This is a genomic window from Pseudomonas sp. B111, from assembly GCF_026428275.1.
GTDB lineage: Bacteria > Pseudomonadota > Gammaproteobacteria > Pseudomonadales > Pseudomonadaceae > Pseudomonas > Pseudomonas aeruginosa.
Genome location: NZ_CP097857.1, coordinates 5,627,447 through 5,646,238 on the forward strand (window position 1 = coordinate 5,627,447; position 18,792 = coordinate 5,646,238).

21 protein-coding genes are annotated in these 18,792 nt (G+C 68.7%); 18 read left to right on the plus strand and 3 right to left on the minus strand.

The window, feature by feature from the left end:
* The first annotated feature begins 21 nt into the window (after window positions 1–21).
* The 8 genes from M6E97_RS26035 to M6E97_RS26070 all read left to right on the plus strand — a co-directional run bounded on the left by M6E97_RS26035 (window position 22) and on the right by M6E97_RS26070 (window position 7,783).
* Complete coding sequence (locus tag M6E97_RS26035) at window positions 22–924, plus strand: TauD/TfdA dioxygenase family protein (RefSeq protein ID WP_033939435.1); 903 nt, start codon at window positions 22–24, stop codon at window positions 922–924.
* 67 nt (window positions 925–991) lie between these two features.
* On the plus strand, window positions 992–1,891 hold the full coding sequence (locus tag M6E97_RS26040) for a TauD/TfdA dioxygenase family protein (RefSeq protein WP_003137071.1): 900 nt from the start codon (window positions 992–994) through the stop codon (window positions 1,889–1,891).
* A 646-nt stretch (window positions 1,892–2,537) separates the two neighbouring features.
* Window positions 2,538–3,656, plus strand: coding sequence for a Re/Si-specific NAD(P)(+) transhydrogenase subunit alpha (locus M6E97_RS26045; RefSeq protein WP_003083972.1), 1,119 nt, complete (start codon window positions 2,538–2,540; stop codon window positions 3,654–3,656).
* A 75-nt stretch (window positions 3,657–3,731) separates the two neighbouring features.
* A complete protein-coding gene (locus M6E97_RS26050) occupies window positions 3,732–4,040 on the plus strand; it encodes an NAD(P) transhydrogenase subunit alpha (protein ID WP_003083974.1) in 309 nt (102 codons plus the stop codon).
* Window positions 4,040–5,476 (plus strand): NAD(P)(+) transhydrogenase (Re/Si-specific) subunit beta, encoded by a 1,437-nt coding sequence (locus M6E97_RS26055; RefSeq protein ID WP_003083975.1) that lies wholly within the window; start codon window positions 4,040–4,042, stop codon window positions 5,474–5,476. Before M6E97_RS26050 ends, M6E97_RS26055 begins: the two co-directional genes overlap by 1 nt.
* Window positions 5,477–5,819: 343 nt before the next feature.
* Entirely contained in the window at window positions 5,820–6,632 is an 813-nt protein-coding gene (locus M6E97_RS26060; RefSeq protein WP_033990144.1) for an energy transducer TonB, read from the plus strand.
* 28 nt (window positions 6,633–6,660) lie between these two features.
* A complete protein-coding gene (locus tag M6E97_RS26065; protein WP_003083979.1) occupies window positions 6,661–7,380 on the plus strand; it encodes a MotA/TolQ/ExbB proton channel family protein in 720 nt (239 codons plus the stop codon).
* A 1-nt stretch (window position 7,381) separates the two neighbouring features.
* Window positions 7,382–7,783 carry an ExbD/TolR family protein gene (locus tag M6E97_RS26070; protein WP_003106175.1) on the plus strand — a complete coding sequence of 134 codons (402 nt, stop codon included), beginning with the start codon at window positions 7,382–7,384 and terminating at the stop codon, window positions 7,781–7,783.
* A 180-nt stretch (window positions 7,784–7,963) separates the two neighbouring features.
* Here M6E97_RS26070 and M6E97_RS26075 read toward each other — a convergent pair whose 3' ends face one another.
* Window positions 7,964–8,176 carry a DUF3079 domain-containing protein gene (locus tag M6E97_RS26075; protein ID WP_003111981.1) on the minus strand — a complete coding sequence of 71 codons (213 nt, stop codon included), beginning with the start codon at window positions 8,174–8,176 and terminating at the stop codon, window positions 7,964–7,966.
* 215 nt (window positions 8,177–8,391) lie between these two features.
* Here M6E97_RS26075 and M6E97_RS26080 point away from each other — a divergent pair, with 215 nt between their 5' ends.
* The 10 genes from M6E97_RS26080 (at window position 8,392) to madM (ending at window position 16,457) form a co-directional block, all read left to right on the plus strand.
* Complete coding sequence (locus M6E97_RS26080; protein ID WP_033939432.1) at window positions 8,392–8,973, plus strand: alpha/beta hydrolase; 582 nt, start codon at window positions 8,392–8,394, stop codon at window positions 8,971–8,973.
* A gap of 110 nt (window positions 8,974–9,083) precedes the next feature.
* Window positions 9,084–10,748 carry a malonate decarboxylase subunit alpha gene (mdcA, locus tag M6E97_RS26085; RefSeq protein ID WP_003111980.1) on the plus strand — a complete coding sequence of 555 codons (1,665 nt, stop codon included), beginning with the start codon at window positions 9,084–9,086 and terminating at the stop codon, window positions 10,746–10,748.
* On the plus strand, window positions 10,748–11,629 hold the full coding sequence (locus M6E97_RS26090) for a triphosphoribosyl-dephospho-CoA synthase (RefSeq protein WP_003137092.1): 882 nt from the start codon (window positions 10,748–10,750) through the stop codon (window positions 11,627–11,629). The genes mdcA and M6E97_RS26090 overlap by 1 nt, the downstream gene beginning before the upstream one ends.
* 1 nt (window position 11,630) lies before the next feature.
* Window positions 11,631–11,930, plus strand: coding sequence for a malonate decarboxylase subunit delta (locus M6E97_RS26095; RefSeq protein WP_003084001.1), 300 nt, complete (start codon window positions 11,631–11,633; stop codon window positions 11,928–11,930).
* The gene (locus M6E97_RS26100) at window positions 11,923–12,786 is read left to right on the plus strand and encodes a biotin-independent malonate decarboxylase subunit beta (protein ID WP_003084003.1); all 864 of its coding nucleotides are present in this window, start codon (window positions 11,923–11,925) and stop codon (window positions 12,784–12,786) included. The genes M6E97_RS26095 and M6E97_RS26100 overlap by 8 nt, the downstream gene beginning before the upstream one ends.
* A complete protein-coding gene (gene mdcE, locus M6E97_RS26105; RefSeq protein ID WP_003112668.1) occupies window positions 12,783–13,589 on the plus strand; it encodes a biotin-independent malonate decarboxylase subunit gamma in 807 nt (268 codons plus the stop codon). The genes M6E97_RS26100 and mdcE overlap by 4 nt, the downstream gene beginning before the upstream one ends.
* Before the next feature lie 15 nt (window positions 13,590–13,604).
* Complete coding sequence (locus tag M6E97_RS26110) at window positions 13,605–14,297, plus strand: malonate decarboxylase holo-ACP synthase (protein ID WP_079381532.1); 693 nt, start codon at window positions 13,605–13,607, stop codon at window positions 14,295–14,297.
* Window positions 14,294–15,226: a malonate decarboxylase subunit epsilon gene (mdcH, locus tag M6E97_RS26115; RefSeq protein WP_023092275.1), complete on the plus strand. Its 933-nt coding sequence runs from the start codon at window positions 14,294–14,296 to the stop codon at window positions 15,224–15,226. Before M6E97_RS26110 ends, mdcH begins: the two co-directional genes overlap by 4 nt.
* 56 nt (window positions 15,227–15,282) lie before the next feature.
* A complete protein-coding gene (madL, locus tag M6E97_RS26120; protein ID WP_003084010.1) occupies window positions 15,283–15,687 on the plus strand; it encodes a malonate transporter subunit MadL in 405 nt (134 codons plus the stop codon).
* A gap of 5 nt (window positions 15,688–15,692) precedes the next feature.
* Window positions 15,693–16,457 (plus strand): malonate transporter subunit MadM, encoded by a 765-nt coding sequence (gene madM / locus M6E97_RS26125; protein WP_003084016.1) that lies wholly within the window; start codon window positions 15,693–15,695, stop codon window positions 16,455–16,457.
* An 84-nt stretch (window positions 16,458–16,541) separates the two neighbouring features.
* Here madM and M6E97_RS26130 read toward each other — a convergent pair whose 3' ends face one another.
* Together M6E97_RS26130 and M6E97_RS26135 are read right to left on the minus strand one after the other, a co-directional pair.
* A complete protein-coding gene (locus tag M6E97_RS26130) occupies window positions 16,542–17,471 on the minus strand; it encodes a LysR substrate-binding domain-containing protein (protein WP_003084019.1) in 930 nt (309 codons plus the stop codon).
* A 328-nt stretch (window positions 17,472–17,799) separates the two neighbouring features.
* Complete coding sequence (locus M6E97_RS26135) at window positions 17,800–18,720, minus strand: LysR substrate-binding domain-containing protein (protein WP_003084035.1); 921 nt, start codon at window positions 18,718–18,720, stop codon at window positions 17,800–17,802.
* Between the last annotated feature and the right edge of the window lie 72 nt (window positions 18,721–18,792).

Consider the following 18,792-nt stretch of genomic DNA (forward strand, 5'->3'; position numbering starts at 1 on the left):
CCCACGCATGAGGAACATGACATGAGCAATGCAGCACAAGCCCTCGCCACGCCGGTACGGCTCGACATCCAGCCGGTCGCCGGACGGATCGGCGCGGAGATTCGCGGCGTGACCCTGTCCGGCGAACTGGACGCCGCCACCGTCGAGGCGATCCAGGCCGCCCTGGTACGCCACAAGGTGATCTTCTTCCGGGACCAGAGCCATCTCGACGACCAGACCCAGGAGGCCTTCGCCCACTTGCTCGGCGAACCGGTCGCCCACCCCACCGTGCCGTCCCGCGAAGGCACCCGCTTCCTTCTCGAGCTGGATGGCGCCGAAGGCCGCCGGGCCAATTCCTGGCATACCGACGTGACCTTCGTCGAGGCCTACCCGAAGGCCTCGATTCTGCGCAGCGTGGTGGCCCCGGAGTCCGGCGGCGACACCGTCTGGGCCAACACGGCGAGCGCCTACGCCGACCTGCCGGCGGAGCTGCGCGAGCTGGCCGACCGGCTTTGGGCGGTGCACAGCAACGAGTACGACTACGCCGGGGTCAAGCCCAGCGCCTCGCTGGAGCAGTTGGAGAACTACCGCAAGGTGTTCACCTCGACCGTCTACGAGACCGAGCACCCGGTGGTCCGCGTGCATCCGCAAAGCGGCGAGCGGACGCTGCTCCTTGGCCACTTCGTGAAACGCCTGAAGGGTCTTTCGCAGCATGACTCGGCGCACCTCTTCGCGGTGCTGCAGGGGCACGTCACGCGCCTGGAGAACACCGTGCGCTGGCGCTGGCAGGCCGGCGACGTGGCGATCTGGGACAACCGCGCGACCCAGCACTACGCGATCGACGACTACGGCGACCAGCCGCGCGTAGTGCGCCGGGTGACCCTTGGCGGCGACGTGCCGGTAGGCATCGACGGGCAACGCAGCCGGACGATCCGGAAGGCATGACGGACCCGGCCCTCTCCTCGCCGGGGAGGGCGACCACAGGCAGAACGAACCCGCGAGGACCCCTTACATGAGCCAATCCGCCACCGCCCGGCAACCCGAACCCGAGGTCGCCGAGGCATTCCGCATCACCCCCCTGGAGGCGCCGCTGGGCGCCGAAGTCCGTGGCCTCGATGCGCGCCGGCCGCTGGCGCCGGAGCAGGTCCTGGCGCTCAAGCAGGCGCTGCGCGAGCACCACATCCTGGTGTTCCGCCAGCAGCACCTCGACGATGAGCAGTACTTGCGCTTCGCCACCCTGTTCGGCTCGGTGTTCCAGCCGCCGGCGGACATCCCGGTGCTGTCCTCGGGTGGCGACGGCAAGGTGCCGGAGATCGTCAAGGTGGCTAACACCGGCGACGGCGAACTGGGCAACTTCGCCCTGCCGGCACACATCGACCACCAATGGACGCCGGTGCCGTCCTCCGGCTCGTTGCTCTACGCGCTGGAGGTGCCGTCCAGTGGCGGCGAGACGCGCTTCACCAACCTGGCGCGCGCCTACGAGAGCCTCGACGAGGCGACCCGGCGCGAGATCGATGGCCTGCGCCTGATCAACTACAACCCCTTCATCCGCCTGCGCGAGGGCGGCTACGGCGGCGGTTTCGCCACCTACCGCACGCCGGACATCGAACCGATCCAGGGCAGCGAGCACCCGCTGGTACGCACCCACCCGGAAAGCGGCCGGCGCGTACTGTTCCTCAGCGCCCACACCGAGGTGGAGATTCCCGGCTACGACCCCGCGCGGGGCCAGGCGCTGATCGGTCGCCTGCGCGAACATCTGGCGCGCCCGGAACTGAGCTACAGCCACGCCTGGTCGGTGGGCGACATCGTCTGGTGGGACAACCAGGCCGTGCTGCATGCGCGCAACGCCTTCCCGGCCAGCGAGCGGCGGCGCCTGAAGCGCATCAGCCTGGCGGGCAGCCGTCCGTTCTGAACCGGCGTCCCCCAGCGTGCGCCGGCTCCTCCGTTGCCCACCGGCGTAGGTCGCTGCGCACCGCTCTGGCGAGCCCCTTCCGTTCCGGCGAATAGCTAGCAGAACTGCGACATGCTGTCGCAGTTCTGCCATTTCTCCGCGTCTATCCTGCCCATAGGGCAATTCGCCTTTGGTCTAACGAGCTGGCCTGCAGCGCCCATGGAAAGGCGATCCTGACTTTGTAGTCAAAGTTTTGCTTTGCTACTTTGGCCAGGCATCAGGGATTGCTGATACAGCGTATTAAAAACATTAATTACCCCGGCATTCCGCGGCGCTGGCAGGATATTTTCCCGTCGAAGCCGTAGCGGCTTGACCTGATAGCCGGTCATTCACGGCAGGGATGTCATATTCTCGCGCGGGCTTCCCCGGATAGGCTGCACGCCAGTCAGGACGCGCCCGGCGGCGATGGGCGGGAATTGTTGGTCGGTTTATGACTTGTAGTTTCTCTGTCGTATGCCTTCAGAACTTGTTGAAGGCTTTTCGGCTCGATTGCACAATGCCGCGCCAAGGTTCGTTCGCGAATCGCGGTATGTGAGCTAGACCTCCGCAGCCGGTGCGCCATCCGCAGTGCCCCGGACTACTCGACAATCACGCAGGAGATTCGTGAGTGCAGATCGGTGTCCCCCTCGAGACCCATGCCGGTGAGACGCGGGTTTCCGCCACCCCGGAAACCGTCAAGAAGCTGATCGGCCAAGGCCACCAGGTGATCGTCCAGAGCGGCGCCGGCGTCAACGCCAGCCAGCCGGACAGTGCCTATGAAGCCGCCGGCGCGACGATCGGCAGCGCCGCCGAGGCCTTCGGCGCCGACCTGGTGCTGAAGGTGGTCGCGCCCAGCGCCGCCGAGCTGGCCCAGATGAAAAGCGGCGCCGTGCTGGTCGGCATGCTCAACCCCTTCGACAACGAGAACATCGCCCGCATGGCCGAGCGCGGCATCACCGCCTTCGCCCTCGAGGCCGCGCCGCGTACCTCGCGGGCGCAGAGCCTGGACGTGCTCTCCTCGCAGGCCAACATCGCCGGCTACAAGGCGGTGATGCTCGCCGCCAACCACTATCCGCGCTTCATGCCGATGCTGATGACCGCCGCCGGCACCGTGAAGGCCGCCCGCGTGCTGATCCTCGGCGCCGGCGTCGCCGGCCTGCAGGCGATCGCCACGGCCAAGCGCCTGGGTGCGGTGATCGAGGCTTCCGACGTGCGTCCGGCGGTGAAGGAGCAGATCGAGTCGCTCGGCGCCAAGTTCGTCGACGTGCCCTACGAGACCGACGAAGAGCGCGAGTGCGCCGAAGGCGTCGGCGGCTATGCGCGGCCGATGCCGGCCTCGTGGATGGAGCGCCAGGCCAAGGCCGTGCACGAGCGCGCCAAGCAGTCGGACATCGTCATCACTACCGCGCTGATCCCCGGCCGCAAGGCGCCGACGCTGCTGCACGAGGCGACCGTGGCGGAGATGAAGCCGGGCTCGGTGGTCATCGACCTGGCCGCCGCCCAGGGCGGCAACTGCCCGCTGACCGAGGCCGACCAGGTCGTGGTCCGGCACGGCGTGACCATCGTCGGCCACAGCAACCTGGCCGCGCTGGTACCGGCGGACGCCTCGGCGCTATACGCGCGCAACATCCTCGACTTCCTCAAGCTCACCCTGAACGCCGAAGGCTTCAGCGTGAACCTCGAGGACGACATCGTCGCCGCCTGCCTGATGTGCCGCGACGGCCAGGCGGTGCGCAAGAACGGCTGAGCCGCTGCGTCGGGAAGCTTCGATAACGATAAATGCGCACGCCTCGCGCCTGCGCCCTGAAGACCGGTGAAAACGATGGATATCATTTCTGACGGGATCTACAACCTGATCATCTTCGTGCTGGCCGTGTACGTCGGCTACCACGTGGTATGGAACGTCACCCCTGCCTTGCACACCCCGCTGATGGCGGTGACCAACGCGATTTCCGCGATCGTCATCGTCGGCGCCATGCTCGCCGCCGCCCTGACCGTGACCCCGCTGGGCAAGGCCATGGGCACCCTCGCCGTGGCCCTGGCCGCGGTCAATGTGTTCGGTGGCTTCCTGGTCACCCGGCGCATGCTGGAAATGTTCAAGAAGAAAGCGCCGAAGGCGGGGGGCCACTGATGAGCATGAACCTGGTCACCCTCCTGTACCTCATCGCCTCGGTCTGCTTCATCCAGGCCCTGAAAGGCCTGTCGCACCCGACCACCTCGCGCCGCGGCAACCTCTTCGGCATGGTCGGCATGGCCATCGCCGTGGCCACCACCGTCGGCCTGGTGTTCAAGCTGGGCGCGGAGATCGCCACCACCGGCGTCGGCTACATCGTCGTCGGCCTGCTGGTCGGCGGCACCGCCGGCTCGATCATGGCCAAGCGCGTCGAGATGACCAAGATGCCCGAGCTGGTCGCCTTCATGCACAGCATGATCGGCCTGGCCGCGGTGTTCATCGCCATCGCCGCGGTGGTCGAGCCGCAGTCGCTGGGGATCGTCGCGCACCTGGGCGACACCATTCCCACCGGCAACCGCCTGGAGCTGTTCCTCGGCGCGGCCATCGGCGCCATCACCTTCTCCGGTTCGGTGATCGCCTTCGGCAAGCTCTCCGGCAAGTACAAGTTCCGCCTGTTCCAGGGCACCCCGGTGCAGTTCTCCGGGCAGCACCTGCTGAACCTGGTGCTCGGCCTGGCGACCCTCGGCCTGGGCCTGGTGTTCATGTTCACCGGCAACCTCACCGCCTTCGCCGTGATGCTGGCGCTGGCCTTCGTCCTCGGCGTGCTGATCATCATCCCCATCGGCGGCGCCGACATGCCGGTGGTGGTGTCGATGCTCAACTCCTATTCCGGCTGGGCCGCGGCGGGGATCGGCTTCTCGCTGAACAACTCGATGCTGATCATCGCCGGCTCGCTGGTCGGCTCCTCGGGTGCGATCCTCTCCTACATCATGTGCAAGGCGATGAACCGCTCGTTCTTCAACGTCATCCTCGGCGGCTTCGGCGCCGAAGCCGACGCCGGCGGCCCGGCGGGCTCCAAGGAGCAGCGTCCGGTGAAGTCCGGTTCGGCCGACGATGCCTCGTTCCTGCTGACCAACGCCGACAGCGTGATCATCGTCCCCGGCTACGGCCTGGCGGTGGCCCGCGCCCAGCACGCGCTGATGGAACTGGCGGAGAAGCTGACCCACCGCGGGGTCACCGTGAAGTTCGCCATCCACCCGGTCGCCGGGCGCATGCCGGGGCACATGAACGTGCTGCTGGCCGAGGCCGAGGTGCCCTACGAGCAGGTGTTCGAGATGGAGGACATCAACTCCGAGTTCGGCCAGACCGACGTGGTCCTGGTGCTCGGCGCCAACGACGTGGTCAACCCGGCGGCGAAGAACGATCCGAAGTCGCCCATCGCCGGCATGCCGATCCTCGAGGCCTACAAGGCCAAGACCGTGATCGTCAACAAGCGCTCCATGGCCAGCGGCTACGCCGGCCTGGACAACGAGCTGTTCTACCTGGACAAGACCATGATGGTGTTCGGCGACGCCAAGAAGGTCATCGAAGACATGGTCAAGGCGGTGGAGTGATTCCCCGCTGAATCCACCAGAACCCCGGCCCAGGCCGGGGTTTTTCGTTTTCGCGGGTTGCCCGCGCAGCGTTCTCCGCCGCTTCCAACGGCGAAAACACCAGCCTTTCAGGAATATTTTTCATGCCCGCAAGGCATGGATTTTTCGTCGGATCGCTGTAGCCCGCCAACCACGCGGCCTGTGGCGACATGGGCGAAACCCATAGCTCCAGAAGTTATTTCCATAACAAAAATAATTACTTCAGGCGCTAAGCCTCCTTGCCAATCATGCAACTCCCTGCGCCGCTAGGACTCCAGCACGGACCTGAGCGGCCATCGAGTTCGTCAGTGCAAGGAGCTTTTCCATGGCAACCCCCCAGCCCGTCGATGCCCGCACGCAGCCCTGGCGCGAGACGCCCGGCGGCGACCTGGTGGCGCTCGGTCGGCCGGTTCGCCAGGCGTTGCACCTGGTTCGCCACAACCCGACACAGGGTCGGGTGCTCAGCCGGCGCGAGACGATCCTGCTGGTCCTGTTCGCCCTGACCCTGCACGGAGCGGTGATCCATTGGCTGAGCCAGCAGAGAACCCCGGCGCTGCCCGAGGTGCCGCCACAGGTGCCGCCGATGACCATCGAGTTCACCGCCCCGGCGCCGCCGGTGGTGGAACCGCCGCCGCCCGAGCCGTTGCCGCCAGTGGTCGAGGAACCGCCACCGCCGGTGGTCGACGAGAACGCGGTGAAGCCGCCGCCGCCGAAGCCGGTGCCCAAGCCGAAACCCAAGCCCAAGCCGCAACCCCGGCCGAAGCCGGCGCCGAAGGCCGTCGAGCCGGCTCCGCCCGCGCCGCCGCAACCCGCCGCGCCACCCGCCCCGCCGGTGCCGGTCGCTGCTCCGGCGCCGTTGACGCCGCCGTCGGCGAACGCCGGCTACCTGCACAACCCGGCGCCGGAATACCCCGCCCTGGCCATGCGCCGCGGCTGGGAGGGCACCGTGCTGTTGCGGGTGCATGTCCTCGCCAGCGGCAGTCCGAGCGAGATCCAGGTGCAGAAGTCGAGCGGACGAGAAGCCCTCGACCAGGCCGCGGTGAAAGCGGTCAAGCGCTGGTCCTTCGTTCCCGCCAAGCGCGGCGACAAGGCCGAGGACGGCTGGGTCAGCGTACCGATCGATTTCAAGTTGAACTGAATCTGCAGCGTCACGAGGAGCATCCGTCATGAGTCTGTTAACCACCCCGCTCGAATCCGTCGAAGGCGCCGTCATCTGGCTGCTGGTCGGCTTTTCCGTGGTCACCTGGGGCCTGGCCCTGGTCAAGGGCGTGCAGTTCGCCCGGCAGAAGCGCCAGGACCGCCAGTTCCAGAAGCAGTTCTGGAGCGCCACCAGCCTCGACTCCGCCGGCGAGCAGGCGCAGGACAAGCAGGGCGCCGGCGCCCGCGTGGCCCAGGCCGGCTTCGCCGCGATCCAGGTGCAGGACAACGGCCAGCCCGACCTGGCCCAGTCGATCAACCACCAGGACCGTCTCGAACGCGCCCTGCGCCAGCAGATCCAGCGCGAGCGGCGTTCCCTGGAGTCGGGCCTGGCGGTGCTCGCCTCGATCGGCTCGACCTCGCCCTTCATCGGTCTGTTCGGCACCGTCTGGGGCATCATGGAGGCGCTCAAGGGGATCAGCGCGGCCGGCTCGGCGAGCCTGGAGACCGTGGCCGGGCCGATCGGCAGCGCGCTGATCGCCACCGGCGTGGGAATCGCCGTCGCGGTGCCGGCGGTGCTGGTCTACAACTACTTCCTGCGGCGCCTGAAGCTGACCGCCGCCGACCTCGACGACTTCGCCCACGACTTCTACAGCCTGGCGCAGAAGAGCGCGTTCCGCGTCATCGTCCATCCCTCCGCCGCGCGCCAGGCCGGCAACCCCTCGCGCAACGTGAAGGAGGCGTCCTGACATGGCCTTCTCGACCCAGGACAGCGACGAAGTCCTTTCCGAAATCAACGTCACCCCGCTGGTCGACGTGATGCTGGTGCTGCTGGTGGTGTTCATCGTCACCGCGCCGCTGCTGACCAACTCGATCCCGATCAACCTGCCGAAGACCGAATCGGTGGCCCCGCCGGAGCAGAAGGATCCCCTGGTGGTGAGCATCGATGGCGCCGGCAAGCTGTTCGTCAACAAGGACGAGATCCAGCCGGAGCTGCTGGAGAGCAACCTGGCCGCGGCCAAGGCGAAGGACGCCGAGGTCCGCGTGCAGTTGCAGGCCGACGAAGGGGTGAACTACGGCCAGGTGGCGAAGGCCATGGCTTCCATCGAGCGCGCCGGGATCACCAGGCTGGCAGTGATCACCGCACGCTGAAGCGAATCCACGCCGTCCGGCGCAGGCCGGGCGGGCAACGGTTTCGACCGCTCCGATCCGGGCAGGGGAGAGCGGTCTTTTTTATTCCGGATGGACGCTCCTCGGGCGTGTCCGCCGAGGCCGGGCTCGCGAATGCGTCGCGCACCCTGTCCGGCGCTCGCACGTCCCACGCCTGGGCGCTCAGGCCTGGCGTGCCGGCGCCTCCTGCTCCTTGGCGTCCTCCGTTCCTTCGACTTCCCATTCACCGGCCCAGTCCTCGCCGAACAGTTCGCTGGGATGCTGGGTGCGGCTGGCGCCGTTGCCGCAGCCCATCGATTCCGCCGAGCAATAGCGGTCGCAACCCCAGCAGATGCGCTCCGGGTGGCTGGGATGGAGGGGAAATTTCTTGGCCATGATCCTGTCCCGATACCTGATGCCTGCGCTCAGGTATACCGCCGATGGCATGCGTCGCCCAGGCGTTGCCGCGGAAAAGTGGCTTCGGCTTGCGCTGGATCAACTCGATTGGCTCATATGAATTCATAGAATATTAAAATTGCTTTTTATTCCTTAGAGAAAAAAGACTGCGCCTTTACACTTCCCTGGTGATGAATTTTTCTGGAGGGATCTCCATGCACAGCGAACGCGTCCGTTATGTGTTGGTGCCCGGTTGGTACGGCTCGGAAGACGCCCATTGGCAAAGTCACTGGCAGCGCGCGCTGCCCAATGCCTCACGGGTCGAGCAAGAGGACTGGATCACCCCGCTGCGCGCCGACTGGATCGCCGAGCTGGACGCCGAGATCCGCCGCCAGCCCGGGCCGGTGGTGCTGATCGCGCACAGCCTGGGTTGTGTGACAGTGGCGCTGTGGGCGGCCCAGGCCGAGCGCCGGGTGCGCGACCAGGTACGCGGCGCCCTGCTGGTGGCGCCGGCCGACGTCGAGCGCGAGAGCTGCGCCGAGGCGCTGCGCAACTTCGCGCCGATCAGCCGCGAGCCGTTGCCGTTCCCCAGCGTGCTGGTGGGTTCCGACAACGACCAGGCCTGCAGCCCGCAGCGCGCCATGCACCTGGCCCGCGCCTGGGGCGCGGAGACGGTGATCCTGCCCGAGGCCGGGCACATCAACGTGAAGTCCGGCCACGGCGCCTGGGAGGCCGGCTACCGTCACCTGTTCCGCTTGCAGTACCTGATCGACAGCCAGGCTCGTCGCCGCGCCTGATCCTTCAGATCGTTAACCTTGGCGTAACGGTTCGTCGCCCGGCTTGATTGAACAGGCCTGGCGGCCTGCCTAACGTGGCTCCTCACGACAGCGTGAAACCTGGAGCCGACATGACGACACCGATCTCTCCCCCGCCGCAGTGGTCGCGGCGCCGCCAGGAAAAGCAGCGGCGCCTCGAGCGCGTGCGCGGCCTGGCCGACGGCGCGGTGCTGCCGCGCGAACGCCTGGTCGCCGCGCTGGAGGCGCTGATCGCGCCGGGCGATCGGGTGGTGCTGGAAGGCAACAACCAGAAGCAGGCGGACTTCCTCTCCCGTTCGCTGGCGCGGGTCGATCCCGGCAAGCTGCACGACCTGCACATGATCATGCCCAGCGTCGGTCGTCCGGAGCATCTCGACCTGTTCGAACTGGGCATCGCGCGCAAGCTCGACTTCTCCTTCTCCGGCCCGCAGAGCCTGCGCATCGGCCAGTTGCTCGAAGACGGCCTGCTGGAGATCGGCGCGATCCACACCTACATCGAGCTGTACGCGCGGCTGGTGGTCGACCTGATCCCCAACGTCGCACTGGTCGCCGGTTTCGTCGCCGACCGCGAAGGCAACGTGTACACCGGGCCGAGCACCGAAGACACCCCGGCGCTGGTGGAGCCCACCGCGTTCAGCGACGGCATCGTCATCGTCCAGGTCAACCGTATCGTCGACGACCCGCGCGACCTGCCGCGAGTGGACATCCCGGCGTCCTGGGTGGACTTCGTGGTCGAGGCCGACCAGCCGTTCTACATCGAGCCGCTGTTCACCCGCGATCCGCGCCACATCAAGCCGGTCCACGTGCTGATGGCGATGATGGCGATCCGCGGCATCTACCAGCGGCACAACGTGCAGTCGCTGAACCACGGCATCGGTTTCAACACCGCGGCCATCGAACTGATCCTGCCGACCTACGGCGAGTCCCTCGGCCTGAAGGGCAAGATCTGCCGGCACTGGACCCTCAACCCGCACCCGACCCTTATCCCCGCCATCGAGAGCGGCTGGGTCGAGAGCGTGCACTGCTTCGGCACCGAGCTGGGCATGGAGGGCTACATCGCCCAGCGTCCCGACGTGTTCTTCACCGGTCGCGACGGCTCGCTGCGTTCCAACCGGATGTTCTGCCAACTGGCCGGGCAGTACGCGGTAGACCTGTTCATCGGCGCCACCCTCCAGGTCGACGGCGACGGCCATTCCTCCACCGTCACCCGCGGACGCCTGGCCGGTTTCGGCGGCGCCCCGAACATGGGCCACGACCCGCGTGGCCGGCGCCACTCGACGCCGGCCTGGCTGGACATGCGGGGCGAACCCGAGGCCTTGCTGGAGCGCGGCAGGAAGCTGGTGGTGCAGATGGTCGAGACCTTCCAGGACGGCGGCAAGCCGACCTTCGTCGAGCGTCTCGACGCGCTGGAGGTGGCGCGCCAGACCGGCATGCCGCTGGCGCCGGTGATGATCTATGGCGACGACGTCACCCATGTGCTCACCGAGGAAGGCATCGCCTACCTGTACAAGGCGCGCTCGCTGGAGGAACGCCAGGCGATGATCGCCGCGGTGGCGGGGATCAGTCCGATCGGCCTGCGCCACGATCCGCGCGAGACCCTGCGGATGCGCCGCGAAGGGCTGATCGCGCTGCCCGAGGACCTCGGCATCCGCCGCACCGACGCCTCGCGCGAGCTGCTGGCGGCGAAGAGCATCGCCGAGCTGGTCGAGTGGTCCGGCGGCCTGTACCAGCCGCCGGCGCGTTTCAGGAGCTGGTGATGAACGCCATCGCGAACCTCGCGGCGACGCTGCGCGCCGACCTCGGCGAATGCCTGGCCGACCTGGCGGTGGACGCCCTCATCGACGAAGCCGAACTGTCGCCCAAACCGGCCCTGGTGGACCGTCGCGGCAATGGCGCGCATGCCGACCTGCACCTGGGCCTGATGCAGGCCTCGGCGCTGAGCCTGTGGCCGTGTTTCAAGGAAATGGCCGACGCCGCCCAGCGGCATGGGCGCATCGATGCGCGCCTGCGCGGCGTCCTTGGCCAACTGGGGCGCGACGGCGAGGCGGCGATGCTGCGTACCACCGAAGGCGTGAACACCCATCGCGGAGCGATCTGGGCGCTCGGCCTGCTGGTCGCGGCCGCCGCTCTCGAACCGCGCCGCACGCAGGCCGGCGAAGTGGCCGCGCGCGCAGGACGCATCGCCCTGCTCGACGATCCGGCGGCCGCCATCGGCGACAGCCACGGCGAGCGCGTCCGTCGGCGCTACGGCGTCGGCGGCGCCCGCGAGGAGGCGCGTCTCGGCTTCCCCCGCGCAGTGCGCCACGGCCTGCCGCAGCTATGGCGCAGCCGCGAAGGCGGCGCTGGCGAGCAGAACGCCAGGCTCGATGCGCTGCTGGCGATCATGAGCGTCCTCGACGATACCTGCGTGCTGCACCGCGCCGGCCGCGTCGGCCTCGCCGCGATGCAGGATGGCGCCCGCGCGGTGCTCGCCGCCGGCGGCAGCGCCAGTCTCGCCGGGCGTCGCCGCCTGTGCGAGCTGGACCGCCGCCTGCTGGCGCTGAACGCTTCGCCCGGCGGCGCCGCCGACCTGCTGGCCGCCTGTCTTTTCCTCGATCGCCTGCCCGCCGTGTCCGGTGGGTGGGCTGGGAGTCTCTGAGATGGAAACCCTGACCTTCGAATTTCCCGCCGGCGCTCCGGCGCGCGGTCGCGCCCTGGCCGGCTGCGTCGGCTCCGGCGACCTGGAGGTGCTGCTCGAGCCGGCCGCCGGAGGCGCGCTGAGCATCCAGGTGGTGACCTCGGTAAACGGCAGCGGCCCGCGCTGGCAACAACTTTTCGCGCGGGTCTTCGCGGCGTCCACGGCGCCGGCCGCGTCGATCCGCATCCACGATTTCGGCGCCACTCCCGGGGTGGTCCGCCTGCGCCTGGAGCAGGCATTGGAGGAGGCTGGCCATGACTGACGTCGCCCGCCTGCTGGCGCTGCGCAGCTTCACCGAACTGGGAGCGCGCCAACGCGCCCGGGCCCTGCTTGACGCGGGCAGCTTCCGCGAGTTGCTCGATCCCTTCGCCGGCGTGCAGTCGCCCTGGCTGGAACGACAGGGCATCGTGCCCCAGGCCGACGATGGGGTAGTGGTCGCCCGTGGCCTCCTCGACGGCCAGCCGGCGGTGCTCGCCGCCATCGAAGGTGCTTTCCAGGGCGGCAGCCTTGGCGAAGTCAGCGGAGCGAAGATCGCCGGCGCGCTGGAGCTGGCCGCCGAGGACAATCGCAACGGCGTTCCGACCCGGGCCCTGCTGTTGCTGGAAACCGGTGGCGTGCGCCTGCAGGAAGCCAACCTCGGACTGGCGGCGATCGCCGAGATCCAGGCGGCCATCGTCGATCTGCAGCGCTACCAGCCGGTGGTGGCGGTGATTGCCGGGCCGGTCGGCTGCTTCGGCGGCATGTCCATCGCCGCCGGGCTGTGCAGCTACGTGCTGGTGACCCGCGAGGCGCGCCTCGGCTTGAACGGTCCGCAGGTGATCGAACAGGAGGCCGGCATCGCTGAATACGACTCGCGCGACCGGCCGTTCATCTGGAGCCTCACCGGCGGCGAGCAGCGCTTCGCCAGCGGTCTCGCCGACGCCTACCTGGCCGACGACCTCGATGAGGTACGCACCTCGGTACTCGCGTATTTCGCCAAGGGCCTGCCGGCACGGCCGCGCTGCCGCCGCGCCGAGGATTACCTGCGGCGGCTGGGCGACCTCGATACCGCCGAGCAACCGGATGCCGCCGGCGTGCGCCGGCTGTACCAGGGGCTGGGCCAAGGAGATGCAACATGAGCCAACCGTTCGCTTCCCGTGGCCTGGCCTGGTTCCAGGCGCTGGCCGGTAGCCTCGCGCCGCGTCCCGGCGATCCTGCTTCGTTGCGCGTCGCCGATGCCGAGCTGGACGGCTACCCGGTGCGTTTCCTGGCCGTCGTGCCCGATCCCGACAATCCGTTCCCGCGCGCTCGCCAGGGCGAGGTCGGGCTGCTCGAGGGCTGGGGCCTGGCCGCCGCCGTCGACGAGGCGCTGGAGGCCGACCGCGAGGCGCCACGCAAGCGCGCGCTGCTGGCCATCGTCGACGTGCCGAGCCAGGCCTACGGCCGCCGCGAGGAGGCCCTGGGTATCCACCAGGCGCTGGCCGGGGCGGTGGATGCCTACGCCCGCGCCCGACTCGCCGGGCATCCGCTGATCGGCCTGCTGGTGGGCAAGGCGATGTCCGGCGCGTTCCTCGCCCACGGCTACCAGGCCAACCGCCTGATCGCCTTGCACGATCCGGGGGTGATGGTCCACGCCATGGGCAAGGCCGCCGCCGCGCGGATCACCCTGCGCAGCGTCGAGGAACTGGAGGCGTTGGCGGCGAAGGTGCCGCCGATGGCCTACGACATCGACAGCTACGCGTCGCTCGGCCTGCTCTGGAGGACCCTTCCGGTGGAGACCGTCGAGGTGCCGTCGACGGCGGACCTGGTGCGGGTCCGCACCTGCCTGGGCGAGGCCCTGGCCGATATTCTCGGCGGCCCGCGCGACCTCGGCGGCCGCCTCGGCGCGGCCAACCGCGAGGCGTCGGCGCGGGTGCGCCGGCTGCTGCGCGAGCAGTGGTGAATTCAGGAGCGAGCCGTGGTCATCGCGAACAGCTCACAGCGGGGCTCCAGCCGGCGACGGCTCGCTCCTGATCCGATGCGCCGCTGGGCAGCGCCGGAACCCCATGACCTGCTCCTGGGCATGGCGCCGGCGCATCTGCCGGAGAATGCTCCGGCCTGGGTCTGCGCGGCCCTTGAGGCCGGCTGGCCGGTGGTGGTGCGCCGTGCGCCGGCAGATCCTGCGCGGGTGGCCATCGGCGTGCGCGGCCTGGCGCGGGAGCAGCGCTGGGCCGGCTGGATGCCGTTGGCGGCAATCACCCGGCGCTTGCGCCCGGAAGCGCTGGGCCAGCGCGAGCCGGCGATGCTGCGCGATCTGCCGGCCTGGCGTGCCTTGCGCGACCTGCGTGCGCCGCTGAACGCGCTGGGACTGGCCTGGGGCGTGACCGGCGGCGCCGGTTTCGAGCTGGCCAGCGGGGTCGCCGTGCTGCATCCGGACAGCGACCTCGACCTGCTGCTGCGCACCCCGCGCCCGTTCCCGCGCGATGACGCGCTACGCCTGCTGCAATGCTTCGAGCAGTGTCCCTGCCGGATCGACCTGCAACTGCAGACCCCGGCGGGCGGCGTGGCCCTGCGCGAATGGACCGAGGGTCGGCCCCGGGTGCTGGCGAAAGGCAGCGAGGCGCCGCTGTTGCTGGAAGACCCCTGGCGGGCCGCGGAGGTCGAGGCATGAGCGTGCTGTTCGCCTATCCCGGCCAGGGCGCCCAACGTCCCGGCATGCTCGCGGCCTTGCCCGACGAACCGCCGGTGCGCGCCTGCCTGGAGCAGGCGGCGGACTGTCTCGGCCAGGCGCCGGCCGAACTGGAGAGCGCCGAGGCCTTGCGCGGCACCCGCGCGGTGCAGTTGTGCCTGCTGATCGCCGGGGTCGCCGCCAGCCGCCTGCTGGAGACGCGCGGGCATCGGCCGGGGCTGGTCGCCGGGCTGTCCATCGGCGCCTATCCGGCGGCGGTGGTGGCCGGCGCGCTGGACTTCGACGACGCGCTGCGTCTGGTGGCGCTGCGCGGCGAACTGATGCAGGCCGCCTGGCCCGAGGGCTACGGGATGAGCGCCATCCTCGGTCTCGACCAGGCGCAACTGGATGCGCTGATCCTGATGGTGCGGCGCGAGCACCCGCCGCTCTACCTGGCCAATGTCAACGCCGAGCGGCAACTGGTGGTGGCCGGCAGCGAAGCGGCGCTGGCCGCCCTCGCCGAACGCGCCCGTGCCGCCGGCGCCAGCGCGGCGAAGCGCCTGGCGGTGAGCGTACCGTCGCACTGTGCGCTGCTCGACGAACCGGCCGCGCGCCTGGCCGAAGCCTTCGCCGGCATCCACCTGCATCGGCCGCGCGTGCCCTACCTGAGCAGCAGCCGGGCGCGCCTGGTCGCCGAACCTGCCGCGCTGGCCGACGATCTCGCCGGCAACATGGCGCGCCGCGTCGAGTGGCTGGCGACATTGCGCAGCGCCTACGAGCGCGGTGCCCGCCTGCATCTCGAGTTGCCGCCGGGACGGATCCTCAGCGGGCTGGCGCGGCCTCTGTTCGGCTGCGCCACGCCGGCCTTCGAAGGCTCCCGGGCGGATACCCTGGACGCGCTGTTGCGCGAGGAGGAAAAGAGAACCCGATAAGCGTTCGTTCGAGGCATAAAAACAACAACATCGATCCGCAACCGAGGACAACAATAATGATTATCTACGGTGTCGCACTGCTGTCTCTGTGTACCCTCGCCGGGCTGTTCATCGGCGAGATCCTTGGCGTGCTGCTCGGCGTGCCGGCCAACGTCGGTGGCGTCGGCATCGCCATGCTGCTGCTGATCTTTGTCGGCAGCTACCTGGGCAAGCGTGGCCTGCTCTCGGCGAAGACCGAGCAGGGCGTGGAGTTCTGGAGCGCGGTCTACATTCCCATCGTGGTCGCCATGGCCGCCCAGCAGAATGTCCTCGGCGCGCTGAGCGGCGGGCCGGCCGCTATCCTCGCCGGCATCGCCGCGGTCGCCGTGGCCTTCGCCCTGGTCCCGCTGCTCGACCGCTTCGGCCGGAAGAAAGCCGAAGGCGCCCCGCCGTTGAAACCGCGCACCAGCGTGCAGGGGTGAGCGCCATGTTCGAGTCCCTGAACAAAGTCATCAATGGCTACGGCCTGATCAGCGGCTTCGCCATCATCGGCGTGACCATGGCGGTGTCCTACTGGTTGTCGGCGCGCCTCACCCGCGGGCGCCTGCACGGCTCGGCGATCGCGATCTTCCTCGGCCTGGTGCTGTCCTACGTCGGCGGCGTCGCCACCGGCGGGCAGAAAGGATTGGTGGACGTGCCCCTGATGTCCGGTATCGGCCTGCTGGGCGGCGCCATGCTGCGCGACTTCGCCATCGTCGCCACGGCCTTCGGGGTGAATGTCGAGGAACTGCGTCGGGCAGGGGTTTCCGGGGTGGTGTCGCTGTTCCTCGGGGTCGGTTCGTCGTTCGTCGCCGGGGTCGCGGTGGCCATGGCGTTCGGCTACACCGATGCGGTCAGCCTGACCACCATCGGCGCCGGCGCGGTCACCTACATCGTCGGACCGGTGACCGGCGCCGCCCTGGGGGCCAGCTCCGAGGTGATGGCGCTGAGCATCGCCGCCGGGCTGGTGAAGGCGATCCTGGTGATGGTCCTGACGCCTTTCGTCGCGCCCTACATCGGCCTGAACAATCCACGTACGGCGGTGATCTTCGGTGGTCTCATGGGCACCTCCAGCGGCGTCGCCGGCGGCCTCGCCGCCACCGACCCGAAGCTGGTGCCCTACGGTTGCCTGACCGCGGCGTTCTATACCGCCATCGGTTGTCTGCTGGGGCCGTCGCTGCTGTATTTCAGCGTGCGCGGCCTGGTTGGGTGAGCGGGCTCGTCCGGGCACCCTCTCCCTGAAGGGCGAGGGTTGGGGAGAGGTCAGCGGGCCAGCGGTAATGTGGACTTCCGTCCGCTATCCCGCCGCCTCCTGCTCCAGGCGCAGGCTGTACATCCGGCACTCCGCGAGCAACGCCAGCAGGTTCGGGTCGCGCTCCTTGGCCTTGAGGAACACCACGCCGATGTGCTGCTGCAGGCGATAGCGCGGTTGCAGCGGGATCAGCCGCACGCGGTTCTCGTAGACCGCCTCGATGCGTTTGGGCAGCAGCGCATGGCCGACCCCCGAGCTGACCATGCTGAGGAGGGTGAAGATGTCGTTCACCTGCATGGCGATCTGCGGTTCGAAACCGGCCTGCTGGAACACCCGGGTGCCGTCCTGATGGGTGGCGAAGCCCTGGGTGAGCGTGACGAAGGGCGTGTCGCGCAGGGTGCTGAGATCGATCTCGGCGAGCCTGGCGTAGGGTGAGTCCACCGGCACGGCGAGGAAGATGTCATCGGAGAACAGCGGCAGGTGCTCGCAGTCGGGATCGCTGACGCTGTCGTTGAGCGACACCAGGATGGCGTCCAGCTCCATGTTCTTCAGCTGGTAGAACAGGTCGACGTTGGAGCCGAGGATCAGGTCGATATTCAGCGCGCTGCGTCGCAGCTTGAGGCCCATGATCAGTTGCGGCACGGTCTTCACCGTCAGCGAATAGAGCGCGCCGAGCTTGAAGCGCTCGGCGGAGAAGCCGGCCGCCTCGCGGGTCAGGCGCACCGTGTCGAGTACCTCCTGGACCAGCTTCTGCGCGCGCTCCTCGAGCACGTAGGCGCTTTCCAGCGGGGTCAGGTTGCGTCCCTCGTGCTTGAACAGCGGGCAGCGCAGGGCGCTTTCCAGCGAGTGGATGGCGCGGTGCACGCTGACGTTGCTGGTGCCCAGTTCCGCCGCCGCGCGCGCCAGGTTGCCGGTGCGCATGAAGGCGAGGAAGGTTTCCAGCTTCTTGAGGGTGATTTCTTCGTCGATCAGCATCCGCGTTCCCCTGGCCGGTGGCGTCGGGGGATTGTGCCTGAGGCGGCGCGGGAGGGGTAAAAAGGGCCGTCATGTCCTAGCGCGTGGCGGAGCATGACGGCCTGGAAACGCCTTGGGGAAGGCGGAGTTGCACTGACCGGATGGAATCCCGCTTCGGCAGCCTGAGCCGCCGATAGGCTAACGGAACTCAGCGGATGGAGCGGATGGTGCGCCGGACCGGGGTGGTCCGGAGCGCCGGCCACCCTAGCAACGGAGGCTTTTTGCCACAGTCATCGGATTCGTCTTTGTCAGAAAGAAAGTTCCTCTTGGAATGTCGGAAAGCTGAGGGTCAGTGCCGGCGCTCGGCAAGCTTGCCCAGTTGCTCCCGGCAGTAGTCGACGAACAATCGTGCCGGCTTGGTCAGTTGCGCGCGTTTCAGCCAGGCGGCGGCGAGCCCGGAGGTGGACACCGGCTCGGCGAGGTCGACCATGACCACCTTCTTGCCGTCGTAGGTGCATTCCGAATGCGGGCGGGTGACCAGCAGGGAGAAGCCGAAGCCCTGGCCGACCATGCCGCGCACCATCTCGATGGACGGCGAGCTGAAGGCGATGTTCGGCGTCAGGCCGAGTTCCTCGAACAGGCTGACGAAATAGGTGCGGCTGGGCTGCACGTCGAGCAGGATCATCGGTTCCAGGCACAGGTCGCGCAGCGACACTTGCGCCTGCCCGGCGAAGCGGTGGCCTTCGGGGAGCAGCGCGTGGGGTCGTTGCGGCGGCATCAGCGGCTCGGTCTCGATGGTCGAGTCGAGGTCGTGCTCGTAGAGGAAGGCCAGGTCGAAGCGCCCCGAGGTGAGGCCTTGCACCAGTTCCTGCTGCTCGCCGTCGCGGATGCGGATCTCCACCCCCGGATAGGCCTGGCGAAAGCCGGCGATCAGGCCCGGCAGGTAGAGCGGGGCGACCGTCTCGAAGCAGCCGATGTCGATCTGCCCGGCGATCACGTCGTTGTCGGCCAGGGCGTTCTGCTCGAACTCGTGGGCCATCCGCAGCAGCTCCTGGGCCTTGCGGTAGAAGCGCGCGCCGGCGGGGGTCAGCGACACGCCCTGGGCGTGGTGGCGGATGAACAGCTGCACGCCGAAGCTTTCCTCCAGACCCTTCACCGCCGTGGAGATCGACGGCTGGGCGATGTACAGCTTGCGCGAGGCCTCGGCCACGCTGCCGCATTCCACGGTGGTCACGAAATACTTGAGTTGCCGCAAGGTATAGGACGCCACTGCAAGACCTCATCGGCGCATCATCCTCCCCGGGCCGGGCGTGCGCGCCTCGATTGTTGTGTCCGCCGCGCT

Coding starts and splice junctions, on each gene's coding strand:
- M6E97_RS26070 (WP_003106175.1), top strand. CDS start 7,382: ATGGCCTTCTCGACCCAGGACAGCGACGAAGTCCTTTCCGAAATCAAC.
- M6E97_RS26040 (WP_003137071.1), top strand. CDS start 992: ATGAGCCAATCCGCCACCGCCCGGCAACCCGAACCCGAGGTCGCCGAG.
- mdcH (WP_023092275.1), top strand. CDS start 14,294: ATGAGCGTGCTGTTCGCCTATCCCGGCCAGGGCGCCCAACGTCCCGGC.
- M6E97_RS26095 (WP_003084001.1), top strand. CDS start 11,631: ATGGAAACCCTGACCTTCGAATTTCCCGCCGGCGCTCCGGCGCGCGGT.
- madM (WP_003084016.1), top strand. CDS start 15,693: ATGTTCGAGTCCCTGAACAAAGTCATCAATGGCTACGGCCTGATCAGC.
- M6E97_RS26075 (WP_003111981.1), bottom strand. CDS start 8,176: ATGGCCAAGAAATTTCCCCTCCATCCCAGCCACCCGGAGCGCATCTGC.
- M6E97_RS26065 (WP_003083979.1), top strand. CDS start 6,661: ATGAGTCTGTTAACCACCCCGCTCGAATCCGTCGAAGGCGCCGTCATC.
- M6E97_RS26060 (WP_033990144.1), top strand. CDS start 5,820: ATGGCAACCCCCCAGCCCGTCGATGCCCGCACGCAGCCCTGGCGCGAG.
- mdcA (WP_003111980.1), top strand. CDS start 9,084: ATGACGACACCGATCTCTCCCCCGCCGCAGTGGTCGCGGCGCCGCCAG.
- M6E97_RS26090 (WP_003137092.1), top strand. CDS start 10,748: ATGAACGCCATCGCGAACCTCGCGGCGACGCTGCGCGCCGACCTCGGC.
- M6E97_RS26035 (WP_033939435.1), top strand. CDS start 22: ATGAGCAATGCAGCACAAGCCCTCGCCACGCCGGTACGGCTCGACATC.
- M6E97_RS26100 (WP_003084003.1), top strand. CDS start 11,923: ATGACTGACGTCGCCCGCCTGCTGGCGCTGCGCAGCTTCACCGAACTG.
- mdcE (WP_003112668.1), top strand. CDS start 12,783: ATGAGCCAACCGTTCGCTTCCCGTGGCCTGGCCTGGTTCCAGGCGCTG.
- madL (WP_003084010.1), top strand. CDS start 15,283: ATGATTATCTACGGTGTCGCACTGCTGTCTCTGTGTACCCTCGCCGGG.
- M6E97_RS26130 (WP_003084019.1), bottom strand. CDS start 17,471: ATGCTGATCGACGAAGAAATCACCCTCAAGAAGCTGGAAACCTTCCTC.
- M6E97_RS26055 (WP_003083975.1), top strand. CDS start 4,040: ATGAGCATGAACCTGGTCACCCTCCTGTACCTCATCGCCTCGGTCTGC.
- M6E97_RS26050 (WP_003083974.1), top strand. CDS start 3,732: ATGGATATCATTTCTGACGGGATCTACAACCTGATCATCTTCGTGCTG.
- M6E97_RS26080 (WP_033939432.1), top strand. CDS start 8,392: ATGCACAGCGAACGCGTCCGTTATGTGTTGGTGCCCGGTTGGTACGGC.